This window comes from uncultured Xanthomonas sp. (assembly GCF_964278005.1).
In the GTDB taxonomy this organism is placed as follows: domain Bacteria; phylum Pseudomonadota; class Gammaproteobacteria; order Xanthomonadales; family Xanthomonadaceae; genus Xanthomonas_A; species Xanthomonas_A sontii.
The window spans coordinates 114166-129670 of record NZ_CAXYKF010000016.1; the positions used below are offsets into that span (position 1 = coordinate 114166).

13 protein-coding genes are annotated in these 15505 nt (G+C 72.3%); 12 read left to right on the top strand and 1 reads right to left on the bottom strand.

The features are described 5' to 3' along the window. Nucleotides 1-226: 226 nt before the first annotated feature. Together ACHWVH_RS11750 and ACHWVH_RS11755 are read left to right on the top strand one after the other, a co-directional pair. Nucleotides 227-550, top strand: coding sequence for a hypothetical protein (locus ACHWVH_RS11750; protein ID WP_017911090.1), 324 nt, complete (start codon nt 227-229; stop codon nt 548-550). 15 nt (nt 551-565) lie between these two features. Next, nucleotides 566-742 (top strand): hypothetical protein, encoded by a 177-nt coding sequence (locus ACHWVH_RS11755; protein ID WP_394687227.1) that lies wholly within the window; start codon nt 566-568, stop codon nt 740-742. Nucleotides 743-819: 77 nt separating this feature from the next. On the opposite strand, the gene ACHWVH_RS11760 is transcribed toward ACHWVH_RS11755, so the two are convergent. After that, nucleotides 820-1800, bottom strand: a complete 981-nt coding sequence (locus tag ACHWVH_RS11760) for a LacI family DNA-binding transcriptional regulator (RefSeq protein ID WP_295909467.1) — start codon at nt 1798-1800, stop codon at nt 820-822. Between the two features lie 162 nt (nt 1801-1962). On the opposite strand from ACHWVH_RS11760, the gene ptsP reads away from it, so the two are divergent. From ptsP to ACHWVH_RS11810, 10 genes are all read left to right on the top strand, one after another. Then, nucleotides 1963-4473: a phosphoenolpyruvate--protein phosphotransferase gene (gene ptsP, locus ACHWVH_RS11765; protein WP_394687228.1), complete on the top strand. Its 2511-nt coding sequence runs from the start codon at nt 1963-1965 to the stop codon at nt 4471-4473. Beyond that, nucleotides 4470-5423, top strand: a complete 954-nt coding sequence (pfkB, locus tag ACHWVH_RS11770; protein ID WP_394687229.1) for a 1-phosphofructokinase — start codon at nt 4470-4472, stop codon at nt 5421-5423. Before ptsP ends, pfkB begins: the two co-directional genes overlap by 4 nt. 55 nt (nt 5424-5478) lie before the next feature. Then, nucleotides 5479-7203, top strand: coding sequence for a PTS fructose transporter subunit IIC (locus ACHWVH_RS11775; RefSeq protein WP_394687230.1), 1725 nt, complete (start codon nt 5479-5481; stop codon nt 7201-7203). Between the two features lie 92 nt (nt 7204-7295). Further along, complete coding sequence (locus tag ACHWVH_RS11780) at nt 7296-8564, top strand: carbohydrate porin (RefSeq protein ID WP_267084265.1); 1269 nt, start codon at nt 7296-7298, stop codon at nt 8562-8564. A gap of 593 nt (nt 8565-9157) precedes the next feature. After that, on the top strand, nt 9158-9865 hold the full coding sequence (locus ACHWVH_RS11785) for a response regulator transcription factor (RefSeq protein WP_017912289.1): 708 nt from the start codon (nt 9158-9160) through the stop codon (nt 9863-9865). After that, a complete protein-coding gene (locus ACHWVH_RS11790; protein ID WP_152181110.1) occupies nt 9862-11286 on the top strand; it encodes a sensor histidine kinase in 1425 nt (474 codons plus the stop codon). The genes ACHWVH_RS11785 and ACHWVH_RS11790 overlap by 4 nt, the downstream gene beginning before the upstream one ends. Beyond that, nucleotides 11283-12713 carry an efflux transporter outer membrane subunit gene (locus ACHWVH_RS11795; RefSeq protein ID WP_394687231.1) on the top strand — a complete coding sequence of 477 codons (1431 nt, stop codon included), beginning with the start codon at nt 11283-11285 and terminating at the stop codon, nt 12711-12713. Before ACHWVH_RS11790 ends, ACHWVH_RS11795 begins: the two co-directional genes overlap by 4 nt. Then, a complete protein-coding gene (locus ACHWVH_RS11800) occupies nt 12713-13846 on the top strand; it encodes an ABC transporter permease (RefSeq protein ID WP_017910964.1) in 1134 nt (377 codons plus the stop codon). The genes ACHWVH_RS11795 and ACHWVH_RS11800 overlap by 1 nt, the downstream gene beginning before the upstream one ends. Continuing rightward, nucleotides 13843-14607 (top strand): ABC transporter ATP-binding protein, encoded by a 765-nt coding sequence (locus ACHWVH_RS11805; protein ID WP_017910965.1) that lies wholly within the window; start codon nt 13843-13845, stop codon nt 14605-14607. The genes ACHWVH_RS11800 and ACHWVH_RS11805 overlap by 4 nt, the downstream gene beginning before the upstream one ends. Further along, entirely contained in the window at nt 14604-15503 is a 900-nt protein-coding gene (locus ACHWVH_RS11810; RefSeq protein WP_394687232.1) for an HlyD family secretion protein, read from the top strand. The genes ACHWVH_RS11805 and ACHWVH_RS11810 overlap by 4 nt, the downstream gene beginning before the upstream one ends. Nucleotides 15504-15505: the final 2 nt, after the last annotated feature.

Below are 15505 nucleotides of genomic sequence, written 5' to 3' on the forward strand. Positions count from 1 at the left end.
CGCTTGCGTGTCGCGCATTCACATGCCGCGCGTGCCGCCTCACAACGCCGTGTGTGAAAGTCGGCGTCCAACATCACGCTTTGTGGCCGTGTGAGCGCACGTCTTGTCATGCACACCACATGAGCACCACCTCACCTTTACGCGCCGCGGCCTAGGGTGATGGAGCGGTGGCTGCCAGGGGGGCATCCTCCGCCTCCCTCTTTCCTCTCACTCAAGGAGAACTCGCGTGAGTCACGCTCCGAGCCTGCTCGTGGATGTCGAAGCCGAATTGGCGCATTGGAAGGCGCTGCACGCGGCGGGCAAACTGGGGTCGCAGTCGTTCAGCGAACATGCGCGCCTGATCAAGATGGCCTGCGATGTGTTCCTGCAGTTGCCGCGCGAATCCAACGACGTGCGATTGCAGCGCCTGCGTCAGCGCTACGACGCCGAACACCCCTGGCCGCGCATCGCCTGGAGCGATGCCGAAACCCTGGTCGTCGCCTGCTGGGCACGCCTCGACGGCTCCGAGCAGCACGACCGCCATCCGGATCCGGCGCCCACCCCCGCCTGATCCAGGAGGTTCGTCATGTCCCCGTCCGCCAACCGTGACAACGCCCACGATTCCCAGCAACGCAGCCACACGCCGGACAAGATCCACAACGACGACGCGCAGTGGAAGGATCGCGACCAACCCGATAGCGACCCCAAGCGCGACCACGCCGATCCCGAGCACGACTACCCGCGACCGGACGGCAGCGAGTAAGGACGCCAAGACTCCCGCTGCGGCACACCACGGTCGCCGCAGCGGCACCCCTGCCCAACCGCACCGAACGCCGACGGTCAGCGCAGGCTCGATCCGCGCACGATGCAACGGCCACTGAGCACCACCTTGCGGGTCGGCTGCGTCGGCGCGTTCATCCGCTCCAGCAGCAACGACATCGCGGTGCGCCCCATCTCCTCCACCGGCTGCTCGATCACGGTGATGCCGGGTTCGACCAGGTCGGTCCAGCTTTCGTTGTCGAAGCCGGCCAGCGCCAGATCCTGCGGAATGCGCAGGCCGGCGCCGCGCGCGGCCTTCAGCGCGCCCATCAGCAGCAGGCTGTTGCTGGCCACCAGCGCGTCCGGTCGCGGCGTCTGCGCCAGCCAGGCCTGGACCTCGGCGATCGCCGCCTCCGCGCTCGGTGCCACCTCGCGGTAGTCCGGCGTCAGGCCGTGCCCGCGCATCGCCTCCAGATAGCCGTCGCGACGCTCGGCGGCAGTGCTGCTGGTCTTGCCGAACAGGCCGCCGATGCGGCGCACGCCGCGGCCGACCAGGTGATCGACCAGCGCCGCCATCGCCGCGGCGTTGTCCAGCACCACGCTGTCGTGCGTACCGCTCTTGCCGGCGCGGTCCAGCAGCACCACCGGATGATCGAAGGTCAACTTGCCCAGTTGGCTCTGGGTGGTGCGGGTGGGGGCGAAGATCAGCCCGCTGACCCGCTCTTCCTGCATCAGTTGCAGATACAGCGCCTCGCGCTGCGGATCCTCGTCGGTATTGCACAGGATCACGCGCATCCCGGCGCGGTAGGCCACGTCCTCGACTGCGCGAATGGCCGCGGTGAAGAACGGATTGCGGATGTCGGCGACGATCAGCCCCACCACCCCGGAGTGCTGCGAGCGTAGCCGCCGTGCCATCAGGTTGGGCCGGTAGCCGGTCTCGCGCACCGCCGCTTCCACCCGTGCCCGCACCTCCTCGCTGACCGGGCCGTGGCCCAGTGCGCGCGACACCGTCGAGGTCGAGACGCCGGCGACCCGCGCCACGTCGTGGATGCTGACGCTCACTGGCAACGTTCCCGCTTGTTTTCCATGTCGACCCCCTGTCTTTGTGGCGCCTCCAGATAGTAGCACCAGGCTTTTCCGAAAGAATTGTGCACTGCACATTGACGATTGACTGGGAACGTTCCCACACTGCGCCCACTCGTCGCCCACCTTCAAGGACTCCGCGTGTCCCAGACGCCCTCCTCCTCCCTGGTTTCCAGCGACCTGGTCCGGGTCGATGCCCAGGCCCACGACAAGGCCGACGCGATCGCCCAGGCGGCGCAGTTGCTGGTCGCCGCCGGCTGCGTGCCGCCGGCCTACGAGGCCAGCATGCTGCGCCGCGAAGCGCTGGCCAACACCTTCCTGGGGCATGGCGTGGCGATCCCGCACTGCACCGGCGAGGACCGCCACCTGGTGCGCCGCGACGGCATCGCGGTGCTGCAGCTGCGCGACGGCGTGGAGTGGAACCCGGGCCAGACCACGCACCTGGTGGTCGCCATCGCCGCCCAGTCCGACACCCACATCACCGTGCTGCGGCGCCTGACCCGGCTGATCCAGGATCCGCCCAAGCTGGAGGCGCTGTTCGCCAGCAACGACCCGCAGGCGATCGTCGCCGCCCTGAGCGAGGATGCGGCCGCCACCGCGCCCGCCGCCCCGGCCAGCGACCTGGCCGAGCGCTTCGACTGGACCGTGCGCTACCCCACCGGGCTGCACGCGCGCCCGGCCACGCGCTGGGTGGAAACCGCGCGCGGCTTCGCCGCCCGCATCCAGGTGCGCGCCGGCGACCAGGTCGGCGACGCCAAGAACCTGGTGTCGCTGCTGCAACTGGGCCTGCACGCCGGCGACACCGTGACCATTTCCGCCGAGGGCCAGGACGCCGCGGCGGCGCTGGCGCGGCTGCGCAGCGTGATCGACGCGCTGACCGCGCAGGAGCAGGCCGATGCCGACGCCGCGGCGCAACGTCGCGCCGCGCCGGTCGCCGGCTGGACCCCGCCGCAGGCGCAGCCGGCCATCGTCGGCATCGGCGCCAGCCCCGGCCTGGCGATCGGCGTGGTGCACAAGCTGGCCGGCCACGACGTCGCGGTGGCGGACACGCCCGTGCCGCTGAGCGACGGCGGCGCGCTGCTGCACGACGCCCTGCAGCGCACCCGCACGCAACTGCAGGCCATCGAAGAGGACACCCGGCGCCGCCTCGGCGCCGGCGATGCGGCGATCTTCCGCGCCCAGGCCGAACTGCTCAACGACACCGACCTGATCACCCTGGCCTGCCAACTCATGGTCGAGGGCCACGGTGTCGCCTGGTCCTGGCAGCAGTCGGTCGAGCGCCTGGCCAACAAGCTCTCGGCGCTGGGCAATGCGGTGCTGGCCGGACGCGCCAGCGACCTGCGCGACGTCGGCCGCCGGGTGCTGGCACACCTGGATCCGAGCCTGGCCGGCGGCAGCCTGGCGCAGTTGCCGGCCGTCCCGTGCGTCCTGCTCGCCCACGACCTGTCGCCGTCGGATACCGCCAACCTCGACACCGGCCGCGTACTCGGCCTGGCCACCGCGGTGGGCGGCCCGACCTCGCACACCGCGATCCTCTCGCGCACCCTCGGCCTGCCGGCGCTGGTCGCCGGCGGCGCCGACCTGCTGGACCTGGAGGACGGCGCCACCGTCATCGTCGACGGCAGCAGCGGCCGCCTGTATCTGGCGCCGTCGGAGGCCGACCTGGCCTCGGCCCGCGCCTACATCGAGGAACAGCAGCAACTGCGCGCGCGCGAGGCCGAGCAGCGCAACCAGCCGGCACAGACCGAGGACGGCCATCGCCTGGAGATCGGCGCCAACGTCAACCTGCCCGAGCAGGTCGCCGCGGCACTGGCGCAGGGCGCCGAGAGCGTGGGCCTGATGCGCACCGAATTCCTGTTCCTGGAGCGCGGCAGCACGCCCAGCGAGGACGAGCAGTACGCCACCTACACGGCGATGGCGCAGGCGCTGGACGGCCGCGCGCTGATCGTGCGCGCGCTGGACATCGGCGGCGACAAGCAGGTCGCGCACCTGAACCTGCCGCGCGAGGACAACCCGTTCCTGGGCGTGCGCGGCGCGCGCCTGCTGCTGCGCCGCGCCGACCTGCTGCAACCGCAGCTGCGCGCGCTGTACCGCGCCGCCAAGGACGGCGCGCGCCTGGCGATCATGTTCCCGATGATCACCTCGGCGGCGGAACTGCTGACGCTGCGCGCCGAATGCGAGCGCCTGCGCGCGGAACTGCAGGCGCCGGAGGTGCCGCTGGGCATCATGATCGAAGTGCCGGCCGCGGCGATCCAGGCCGATGCGCTGGCAAAACACGCGGACTTCTTCTCGATCGGCACCAACGACCTGACCCAGTACACCCTGGCCATCGACCGGCAGAACCCGGACCTGGCCGCCGAGGCCGACAGCCTGCACCCGGCGGTGCTGCGCCTGATCCGCACCACCGTCGAGGGCGCCGCGCGCCACGGCCGCTGGGTCGGCGTGTGCGGCGGCCTGGCCGGCGATGCGTTCGGCGCGGCCCTGCTGGCCGGCCTGGGCGTGCACGAGCTGTCGATGACGCCCAACGACATCCCCGCGGTGAAGGCGCGCCTGCGCGGCAGCCGTCTGGATGCGCTGCAGGCGCTGGCGCAGCGCGCGCTGGACTGCGAAAGCGCGGCCGAGGTGCGCGCGCTCGACGGAGCCGGCGCATGAGCGTCGATGCCGTCACCGTCACCCTGAATCCGGCGATCGACCTGACCGTGGCGATCGACCGGCTGCAACCGGGCCAGGTGCACCGTGCGCGCAGCGCCCACGCCATCGCCGGCGGCAAGGGCATCAACGTCGCCGCCTGCCTGGCCGATGCCGGCCTGCGCTGTGCCGCGCTCGGCGTGCTCGGCGCCGGCAATGCGCCGGTATTCGAAACCCTGTTCGCCGAACGTGGCATCGACGACCGTTGCCTGCGCGTGCCCGGCGACACCCGCAGCAATCTCAAGCTGGTCGCCGCCGACAGCGGCGCCACCACCGATATCAACCTGCCCGGCCTGGCCCTGGACCAGGCCCAACTCGATACCGTCGGCGCGCGCTTGGCCGAGCTGCTGCGTCCCGGCCTGCCGGTGGTGCTCAGCGGCAGCCTGCCGGCGGGCCTGGCCGAGGACACCTGGCGGCAACTACAGGCGCAGGCTGCCGCCGCCGGCGCACGGGTGCTGCTGGACACCAGCGGTGCGCCGCTGCACGCCGCCCTGGATGCGCCGCGCGCGCAACTGCCGTTCGCGATCAAGCCCAACCGCCACGAGCTGGAGGAATGGGCCGGCGCGCCGCTGGCCAGCACGGCCGAGCTGCTCGGCGCCGCGCGCGCGCTGCTGGCGCGCGGCATCGGCCTGGTCGTGGTGTCGCTGGGCAGCGATGGCGCGCTGTTCGTGCGCGGCGAGCAGGCGCTGCTGGCGCAGCCGCCGCAGCTGACCGGCGGCAGCAGCGTCGGCGCCGGCGATGCGATGGTCGCCGGCCTGGTCGCGGCCTTGCGTGCCGACGCCGACCTGGCCACCTGCGCGCGCCAGGCCACCGCCTTCGCCGTGGCCACCCTGGGCAGCGGCGTCGCCCGCCGCCTGCCGCGCGAGCGCCTGGCCGACCTGGCCGCCGCGGTCCGCGTGGAGACCCTGGCATGACTTCCGCCGCGTCGCTGCCGTGCGCCGCGTCCTCTTGCGCTCATCGGGAGCCCGCATGAATCCGATCCTCGTGGTGATCGCCGCCGGCGATCGCAGTACCGAAGCCGTCCTCGCCGCCGAAGCGCTGCGCCATGCCGCCACGCTGCGGGGTGCGACGCTGCAGGCCGAGGTGCGCACGCCGCAGGGCGTGATCGCCCCGCTGGACCTGGCCGCCGCTCCCACCGCCGCGCCGCTGCTGCAGGTCGGCGACGGCGACGTCGATGCCGCCCGCTTCGCCGGCCGCAGCGCGCAGCGCAGCAGCCTGGACGCGGTGCTGGCCGATGCCGGCGCGGTGCTGGCGCCGCTGCTGACCGCGGCCACCGCCACCGCCGGCGCGGCCGCTGTCGGCGGCACCGAGGGCGCCGGCAAGCGCATTGTCGCCATCACCTCCTGCCCCACCGGCATCGCCCACACCTTCATGGCCGCCGAGGGCCTGCAGCAGGCGGCCAAGGCGCTGGGCCACCAGATCCGGGTGGAAACCCAGGGCTCGGTCGGCGCGCAGGACGCGCTCAGCGCCGAGGAGATCGCCGCCGCCGACCTGGTGCTGATCGCCGCCGACCGCGAGGTCGACCTCGGCCGCTTCGGCGGCAAGCGCCTGTTCAAGAGCGGCACCAAGCCGGCGATCAACGACGGCCCGGCACTGATCCGCAAGGCCCTGGCCGAGGCCAGCGTGCACGCCGCCGGCAATGGCGGCAGCGCCCCGGCCAAGGCCCAGGGCGGCCGCTCCGCCGGCCCGTACAAGCACCTGATGACCGGCGTGTCGTTCATGCTGCCGTTCGTCACCGCCGGCGGCCTGCTGATCGCGCTGGCGTTCGCGCTCGGCGGCATCTACGCCTTCGACGACGCGCACAAGGGCACCCTGGCCTGGTCGCTGTTCCAGATCGGCGCCAAGGCCGGCTTCACCCTGATGGTGCCCGCCCTGGCCGGCTACATCGCCTACTCCATCGCCGACCGCCCCGGCATCGCCCCCGGCATGATCGGCGGCATGGTCGCGGCCAACCTCGGCGCCGGCTTCATCGGCGGCATCCTGGCCGGGTTCATCGCCGGCTACGGCGTGGCCGCGCTGAACCGGGCGATCAAGCTGCCGCGCACGCTCGAGGGCCTGAAGCCGGTGCTGATCCTGCCGGTGCTGGGCACCCTGCTGGTCGGCCTGGCCATGCTCTACGTGGTCGGCCAGCCGGTGGCCGAGCTGCTGGCCTGGCTCACCGAATGGCTGCGCGGCATGCAGGGCAGCAGCGCGGTGCTGCTGGGCCTGCTGCTGGGCGCGATGATGGCCTTCGACATGGGCGGGCCGGTCAACAAGGCCGCCTATGCCTTCTCCACCGGCCTGATCGCCAGCCAGGTGTACACGCCGATGGCCGCGGCGATGGTCGCCGGCATGACCCCGCCGCTGGGCATCGCCCTGGCCACCTGGGTGTTCCGCAGCCGCTTCACCCAGGACGAGCGCGGCAGCAGCGCCGCCACCGGCGTGCTCGGCCTGGCCTTCGTCACCGAAGGCGCGATCCCGTACGCCGCACGCGATCCGCTGCGCACCATCCCCGCGCTGATGCTCGGCTCGGCGCTGGCCGGCGCCATCTCGATGGCCGCCGGCGCCGAGCTGAAGGTGCCGCACGGCGGTGTGTTCGTGCTGCCGATCCCCAACGCGGTCAGCCACCTGGGCATGTACCTGGTGGCGCTGCTCGCCGGCACCGTGGTCACCGCGGTGGCGCTGCGGGTGCTGAAGAAGCCGGTTCTCGCCTGATCCCGTCCATGCGCCGGCGCGTCGCCACGCGATGCCCCTCCCCCCGTCGCCGCTGGCGGCGCGCCGGCCTTTCCCTGCTGAGGAGTTCCGCCATGTCCCGTCCCCTCGTCTCGTCCCTGCCCCTGGCCACCCTGGCGCTGGCGCTCGCCGCACCGCTGGCCCATGCCCAGGACGCCAGCGACGCCTTCAAGCTCAAGCTCGCCTACACCGGCGAAGGCGCGGTGTCGCTGGACGGCGGCAAGCATGAGGGCAGCGCCTACGCCGGGCAGCTGATGTTCGGCACCGACGTTGACCTGCAACGGCTGATGGGCTGGAACGGCGCCACGCTGAAGGTCTACGGCATCAATCGCCATGGCACCAACCTGGCCAACGGCAATATCGGCAACAGCACCTCGGTGCAGGAAATCTACGGCGGCCAGGGCACGCGCCTGGCCAACTTCACCATCGACCAGAAGCTGTTCAACGACCGCCTGGAACTGGAGGCCGGCCGCAGCGTGGCCAACATCCACTTCCTGGGCTCGGAGCTGTGCGGCTACTTCCAGGGCAACTCGGCCTGCGGCAACCCGACCTTCGTGTTCCGCACCAGCAACTTCACCTACTGGCCGGTGTCCAGCTGGGCCGCGCACGCCAAGGCCTGGGTGACCCCGAACGTGTATGTCCACGTCGGCGCCTACGAGGTCAACCCGACCCAGGCCGAACGCGGCCAGCACGGCCTGAACTGGAGCACCAACGACCGCACCGGGGTGATCGTGCCGTATGCGATCGGCTACAGCACCCAGGCCAGCGGCGCGCGCCTGCCGGCGATGTACGAGCTCGGCGGCTGGCAGGACAATTCGGACTACCGCGATCCGCTCAACGACCGCAACGGCAATCCGGCGCGGCTGAGCGGGCTGGACTACGCCACCCGCAACGGCCGCTCCGGCGCGTTCTTCCGCTTCGAACAGCAGGTCACCCGCCCCGATCCGGACAGCAATCGCGGGCTGGTGCTGTTCGGCTCGGTGCTCAAGGGCACCTCCGGGCAGTTGATCGAAGACCATTTCCTGGAGTTGGGCCTGGTCCAGCGCGGCACCTTCGCCAGCCGCCCGCAGGACAACATCGCCTTCGTCGTCACCCAGCAGCACTACAGCGACGACGCCCTGGAAGACCTGCGCCTGGCCCGCGCCGCGGCCGGCGGCAGCGGCACCCCGCACCGGTCCCAGACCATGATGGAGCTGAGCTACGGCATCCAGGTGACCCCGCAACTGCGCATCGCCCCGAACCTGCACTACATCGTGCACCCGGACCAGTTCAACGAGCCGGCCCGTACCCGCGACCTGCCCAATGCCTTGGTGGCCGGGTTGCGGCTGGACTGGGCGCTCTGAGGGGCCGGGATTCGGGAGTCGGGATTGGGGATTCGCAAAGGCGGGCGGACTGCGGCCTGAAAGTTTGCGTGCAGACGCGGCGCGCGGTCTGACGCTGACAGCATCAGTGCAGACCGACCCATCCGCGCAGATGCCGACATGATTCACTCTCGATAGCGGCACGTTGAACGCACGAGGCCCCGGCATGCCGGGGCCTCGTGCGTTTTCTTCCCTTCGATTCCGATCGCAGTGGCGCTGCGCCGATCCGTCGGCGCCTGCGGGAGCGAAACGTGGCCGGCGAATCGAGATCCGTTCGATTCCGTGCGAGCCGTCTCCCTGGCGCGGGAGCGGTGACGTTGCCGACCCGTTTATGATGCCGCGGACCCGGGGGCGTGAGGATCGGCGGATGCCGCGGCCGGCTATAGGGTTTTTCCTACCCGGCGGATCAGGACCGGCGAGCGCGCAGCGATGTCATGGATGATAATGGTCATCACCGCATCGCAGAATCTGGATACGCACTCCATCGAAGCTACATCGACGTATGTGAACGTAGTGACTTCGCCGCCGCCGATTACGACGGTTTTCCCACATCCCCGTTGCAAGCATTTCGCATCATGCGCATCCTGGTCGCCGAAGACGATACGTCCATTGCCGTTGCATTGCGCGACTCGCTCGCCGAGTGCGGCCACGTAGTGGACCATGTCGGCGACGGTGCCGCCGCCGAGCGCGCGCTCGGTAGCGAAAGCTATCAACTGCTGGTGCTGGACCTCGGTCTGCCGCGCCGCGACGGGCTACAGGTGCTGCAGCGCCTGCGCGCGCGCCGCGACGAGATCCCGGTGCTGGTGGTGACGGCGCGCGATGCCGTGGAAGACCGCATCCACGCGCTCGACCAGGGCGCCGACGACTACCTGATCAAGCCCTTCGAACTGTCCGAGTTCCTCGCCCGCACCCGCGCGCTCCTGCGTCGCAGCAGCAGCGGTGGCGTACCGGAACTGGTGCTGGGACAGCTGCGCATCAATCTGGCCGGGCGCCGGGTATGGCTGCAGGACCAGCCGCTGGACCTGACCGCGCGCGAGTTCGCGCTGCTGGAGACCCTGCTGCTGCGCAGCGGTCGCGTGGTCAGCCGCAGCCAGCTGACCGAAGCGCTGTGCGACTGGCAGCACGAAATCACCGACAACGGCCTGGACATCTCCATGCACCGCCTGCGGCGCAAACTGCACGGCGCCGGCGTCGGCATCCGGACCATCCGCGGCCTGGGCTATCTGCTGGAGGAGTCGCGCGCCGCCTCACCGGCCGCCGACCACGCACAGCTGCCGCAGTGAGCGCGACCGCGGCCGCGCAGTCGCCGGCATACCGCCACCCCAGCCTGCGCCAGCGACTGCTGGCGTTCCTGCTGATTCCGACCATGCTGCTGATGCTGGTGGTGTCGGCGCTGTTCTACCTGCTGATGCTCAAGTACACCAATCACGTCCACGACATGGACCTGAAGGAGGACACGCAGGGCCTGGCGAATGCGGTCAACGACCCCGGCGAGCGCATGCCGCTGACCCTGCAGGCGCGGCAACTGCTGGAGTACAGCAGCGACGGCCGGGTGTTCTTCAAGCTCGACAGCCGCCGCCACGGGGTGATCAGCGGCAGCACCCAGCCGATTCCGGCGCATCCGGATCCGGCCGAAGTCGGCCGGGTGATGCTGTACGACGACCGCATGGACAACGGCGTGCCGGTGCGTGTGGCCAGCCTGTTGCTGCCCTCGGCGCTGGAACCGGGCGACTGGCTCACCGTGTCGGTGGCCGAGACCCTGGACGACCGTCACCGCCGCGCCCGCGAGATCCTGGTGCTGATGCTGCCGACCGAACTGCTGCTCACCTGCTCGCTGCTGGTGCTGGTCTGGCATGGCGTGCGGGTCGGCCTGCGCATGCTGGAGCCGGCGGTGCGGCGGCTCGACGACAGCCAGCGCGACCTCAGCCCGGTGTCCGGTCCCGACATCCCGGTGGAGATCGTGCCGCTGACCCAGGCCATCGACGGCCTGCTCGGCCGCCTCAAGCACATGATGGCGCTGCAGGAACGCTTCCTCGCCGACGCCGCGCACCAACTGCGCACGCCGCTGGCCGGGCTGAGCATGCACGTGCAGCGCGCCCAGGCCAGCCAGCGCCCGGAAGACACCGCGCAGGCGCTGCAGCACATCCGCCAGCTGACCGACCGCGCCACCCGCACCTCCACCCAGCTGCTGGCGCTGACCCGCACCCAGGCCCCGCGCGAGAGCATCCGCCCGCTGCTGCCGCTGGATCTGGCGCAATGGCTGCCGCAGGCGCTGGCCGAGCGCATCCCCGACGCCCTGCACGCCGGCGTGGACCTGGGCTACGACGGCGGCGACGACGACGCGGCTGCGGCCTGGGTCGCGGCCGACGCCTATGCGCTGCGCGAACTGCTCGACAACCTGCTGGACAACGCGTTCCGCCACGCCGCCGGCCGTGTGGTCACGGTCAGCCTGCGGCGCGATCCGCTGTCCGTGCGCCTGGCCGTGGACGACGCCGGCAGCGGCATCGACGAGGCCCTGCTGCCGCGCCTGGGCGAGCGCTTCTTCCGCGCCCCGGACGCGCCCGAAGGCGGCACCGGCCTGGGCCTGGCGATCGTCGCCAACATCGCCGCCCGCCACCACGCCACGCTGCGCTACCGGCGCTCGGCGCTGGGGGGCCTGCGTGCGGAGCTGGACCTGCCGGCCGGCGCGGAGCCGCAGGCATGAGCCGGATCCGGATCCGCCCGGCCAGCGTGCTGACGCTGGCCGCCGCGCTGGCCCTGGCCGGCTGCGCCAGCACGCCGTTGCCGGACCTGCCGCAACAGTCGCTGCCCGCGCGATGGAGCAGCCCGACGCCGCAGGCCGCGGTCCCGCGCCCACCCGGCACGGCCTGGTGGCAGGACTTCCACGACCCGCAGCTCGATGCGCTGGTCGCGCAGGCGCTGCGCGACGACCTCAACGTCGGCCAGGCACTGGCCAAGCTGCGCGCGGCGCGGCGCCTGGATACCGTGGCCGGCGCATCGCAACGCCCGCAGCTGCGTGCGCGCACCCTCGACCCGATCGATCCCGACGCCAGCGCCTCGTTCCTGGTGGTCGGGCTCGACTCGGAATGGGAGTTGCCGCTGTTCGGCCGCGGCGAGGCGACCCGGCGCATGGCCCGCGGCGATCTGGACAATGCCCAGGCCGACCTGGCGCAGGTACGCGCGGCGACCATCGCCGAGGTGACCCGCAACTGGATCGACCTGCGCCACGCGCAACAGGCGGAGCGGCTGCAACAGGACGTCGTCGCCGCCCGCCAGCGTCAGGCGACCCTGCAGGCGACGCTGGTCGACCTGCATCTGGCCACGCCGGCTTCCGCGGCGCAGGCGCAGGCCGCCGCACTGCAGGCGCAAACCGCCCTGGACGAGCCGCGCGATGCCGCCGCCGCAGCCGCGCGGCGCCTGGCGGTGCTGCTGGGCCGCGACACGCCCGACCCGGCATGGAGCACGGCCGCGGCCAGCGCCGCGCCGACGGCGTTGCAGATCGCCGCGGTCGACAGCATCCCGGCCGACCTGCTGCGCCGGCGCCCGGACATCGCCACGCGCGAAGCCGAGGTGCTGAGCGCGGCCGGCGCGCTGGATCTGGCCCGCGCCGATCAGTACGGCAGCATCGGCCTGGGCGGTTCGATCCGCTGGTCGACCACCCTGCTGAGCCATCGCCGCACCGCCACCCACGGCATCGCCTCGTTCGGCCCTGTGATCGACATTCCGCTGTTCGACTGGGGCATCCGCCATGCCAAGGCCAAGGCGCGCGGCGACCTGCTGGAAGCGGCCACCCTGGCCTACCGGCAGACCGTGCTGGAGGCAGTCAACGAGGTCGAGGACGCGCTGACCGCACTGGAACAGCAGCGGCGCAACGTCGAGACCCAGCAGCAGGTGCTGCAGGCACAGCAGCAGGCCAGCGAGGTCGCGCAGCAGCGCCGGCGACTGGGCCTGGGCAGCGACCTGGACGTGGCCACGCAGCAGGCCGCGCGCGACCAGGCCGCCCTGGAACTGCTGGAAGCGCAGCGCCAGCGCGACCTGGCCTACGTCGCCCTGCACACCGCACTGGGCAGCGCCACAGCGCCGATCCCCGGCACAGACGCCGTCAGCAACCACGAAGGCGCGCAGCCCTGATGGTCGCGCTGGCCCGCCAGACCCTGCGCTACGAGTGGCGCCGCTTCCTGCCGGTGGTGGTGTCGGTCGGCTTCGCCAGCCTGTTGCTGCTGCTGCAGACCGCGCTGGTGCTGGGCATCTTCGGCAGCGCCAGCGTCTATGTGTCCGGCTCCGACGCCGACTTGTGGCTGGGCTATCCCGGCACGCAGAGCGTGGACCAGGGCCGCGCCATCGATCCGGACGCGGCCGCGCCGCTGTACCTGGACCCGCGGGTGGCGCAGGTCGAGCCGTTCATCTGGTTCGACGGCGACTGGCGCGGCCCCGGCGACACCGGCGCGGTGTCGGTCTACATCTCCGGCATCGACACCCGCGACGGCGGGCTGATGTTCTCCCGTCTGCTCAGCCCCGCCCTGCGCGCGGCGCTGCGCGAACCGGACACCGTGGTGGTGGACCGCGCGGAACTGGACAAGCTCGGCGTCGGCGTCGGCAGCAGCGCGCGCATCAATGGTCATCGCGTGCGGGTGATCGGGGTCGGCCGCGGCCTGCGCGCGCTGGGCGGGGTCAACGTGCTCGCCTCGCTGGACACCGCGCGCGCGCTCAACAGCGACACTGCGCATCCGGACTGGCCGACCTACATGGTGGCCAGGCTGCGCCCCGGCGCCGACCCGCAGGCGGTGGCGCAGGCGATCGACAGCGCGGTCACGCGGCCGCGCGTGGAAGCCTGGAGCGCCGACGATTTCGCCCGGCGCAGCATCCTGTTCTGGATGTTCGACACCGGCGCCGGCTCCGGCGTGCTGTTCCTCGGCGGCATCGTGCTGCTGGTCGGCGTGGCCATCACCAGCCAGACCCTGCTCGGCACCGTGCTCGGCGCCGCGCGCGAGTACGCCACGCTCAACGCGCTGGGCGTGAGCATGCGCAACCTGCGCTGGGTGGTGCTGGAACAGGCCGCCTGGGTCGGTGCGCTGGGCCTGATCGGCGCCAGCGCGCTGGGCGCGGCGCTGGTCGCGCTGGCCCGCGCGCACGACGTGCCGGTGGCGTTCAACGCCAGCGGCTGGGGCCTGTGCGTGTGTGCGGTGATGCTGCTGACCGTGGTCTCGGCCCTGGCCGCGCTGCGCGGCCTGCGCCGCGCCGATCCGGCGTTGCTGCTGCGATGAGCCGCATCGTCGCCCCCGCCGCGCTGCATCCGGCCGCCGCCACCCTCAGCGGCAGCGGACTGTGCAAGAGCTTCGTCTCCGGCAGCCTGCGCACGCCGGTGCTGCGCGACGTGGAACTGCAGGTGTGGCCGGGCGAGCTGACCCTGATCTCCGGCCCGTCGGGCTGCGGCAAGAGCACCCTGCTGTCGATCCTCAGCGGCCTGCAGCGCGCCGACGCCGGCCGGGTGCTGGCGCTGGGCGAGGAACTGGGCGCGCTCGGCGCCACCGCGCTGGAGCAGTTCCGCCTGCGCCACACCGGCTTCATCTTCCAGGGCTTCAACCTGTTCCCGGCGCTGTGCGCGCTGGACCAGGTGCGGCTGCCGCTGCAGTACATGGGCCTGGCCCCGGCCGAAGTGCGCAGCCGTGCGGAGGAGGCGCTGGCCGAGGTCGGCATCGCCCACCGCCAGCACCTGCGCCCGGCCGAACTGTCCGGCGGCGAGAAGCAGCGCGTGGCGATCGCCCGCGCGCTGGCCAAGCACCCGGCGCTGCTGTTCGCCGACGAACCCACCAGCGCGCTGGACGCCGGCAACGGCCAGATCGTGATCGACCTGTTGCATCGCATCGCGCGCCGCCACAACACCATGGTGCTGTGCGTGAGCCACGACCCGCGCCTGATCCGCCACGCCGACCGCGTGCTGTCGATGGAGGACGGCCGCATCCTCGACGACCGCCGCGTCAACGCGCCGCCCTCGCCCCTGCCCTCACGGAATCCCGCACCATGAAAGCGTTCGCCGCCGCGCCCCTGCTGAGCCTGCTGCTGGCCGCATGCGCGCCCTCGGACCGCACGCCGGCCCCGGCGCCGGCCGCCACCCCGGCCTACCTGGCGGTGGCGCGCGGCCGCATCGATGTGGAAGGCGGCGTGCTCAAGCTCGGCCTGCCGGTCGCCGCGACCCTGCGCGAGGTACCGGTGCACGAGGGCGACGCGGTGCAGAAAGGCGCCGTGCTGGTCGCCGGCGACGACCGCGCCGCCGCGGTCGACCTGGACATCGCCCGTACCCGCGCGCAAGCCGCGGCGACCCATCTGAAACAACTGCAGCAGCGCCTGCAAAGCGCCCAGCAGAAGCAGCGGCGGCTGGCCGAGGCCGCGCGCCTGGGCGCCGGCGACGGGCAGACCGCAGACGATGCCAGCGACGCGGTACAGAGCCTGGCCGACGCGCTGGACACCGCACGCAGCGACGCGGCGCTGGCCGACGCGCAGGTGCGCGCGGCCGAACTGCAGCGCGCGCAGTACCGGCTGCAGGCGCCGGTCGCCGGCCGCGTCCTGCAGCTGTCGGCCGCGGTCGGCGCGCGCAGCGAGGCCAACGCGCCGCTGCTGACCCTGCTGCCGGACGCGCCGCGCCTGGTCCGCGCCGAATTGAACGAGAGCTATGCCGGCAGCGTCACCCCGGGCATGGCCGCCGAGGTCATCAGCGACGACGGCCGCCAGACCGTGCTCGGCCAGGCGGTGGTGCGTTGGCTGGCGCCGGCCTACGGCCCGACCCAGTTGCACGACGACGCCACGCCCGCCGGCAACGACCGCAGCGTGGCCTGCGTGCTGGCCTTCACCCAGCCCTCGACCCTGCGCCTGGGCCAGCGCGTGCTGGTGCGCTTCCGCAACCCGGCCGCAGCCAAGCATTGAGC

What these genes read in the sequence shown, in the direction of transcription:
- ACHWVH_RS11780 (WP_267084265.1), top strand. Translation starts at nt 7,296, where the DNA reads ATGTCCCGTCCCCTCGTCTCGTCCCTGCCCCTGGCCACCCTGGCGCTG.
- ACHWVH_RS11805 (WP_017910965.1), top strand. Translation starts at nt 13,843, where the DNA reads ATGAGCCGCATCGTCGCCCCCGCCGCGCTGCATCCGGCCGCCGCCACC.
- ACHWVH_RS11755 (WP_394687227.1), top strand. Translation starts at nt 566, where the DNA reads ATGTCCCCGTCCGCCAACCGTGACAACGCCCACGATTCCCAGCAACGC.
- pfkB (WP_394687229.1), top strand. Translation starts at nt 4,470, where the DNA reads ATGAGCGTCGATGCCGTCACCGTCACCCTGAATCCGGCGATCGACCTG.
- ACHWVH_RS11785 (WP_017912289.1), top strand. Translation starts at nt 9,158, where the DNA reads ATGCGCATCCTGGTCGCCGAAGACGATACGTCCATTGCCGTTGCATTG.
- ACHWVH_RS11775 (WP_394687230.1), top strand. Translation starts at nt 5,479, where the DNA reads ATGAATCCGATCCTCGTGGTGATCGCCGCCGGCGATCGCAGTACCGAA.
- ACHWVH_RS11795 (WP_394687231.1), top strand. Translation starts at nt 11,283, where the DNA reads ATGAGCCGGATCCGGATCCGCCCGGCCAGCGTGCTGACGCTGGCCGCC.
- ACHWVH_RS11800 (WP_017910964.1), top strand. Translation starts at nt 12,713, where the DNA reads ATGGTCGCGCTGGCCCGCCAGACCCTGCGCTACGAGTGGCGCCGCTTC.
- ACHWVH_RS11810 (WP_394687232.1), top strand. Translation starts at nt 14,604, where the DNA reads ATGAAAGCGTTCGCCGCCGCGCCCCTGCTGAGCCTGCTGCTGGCCGCA.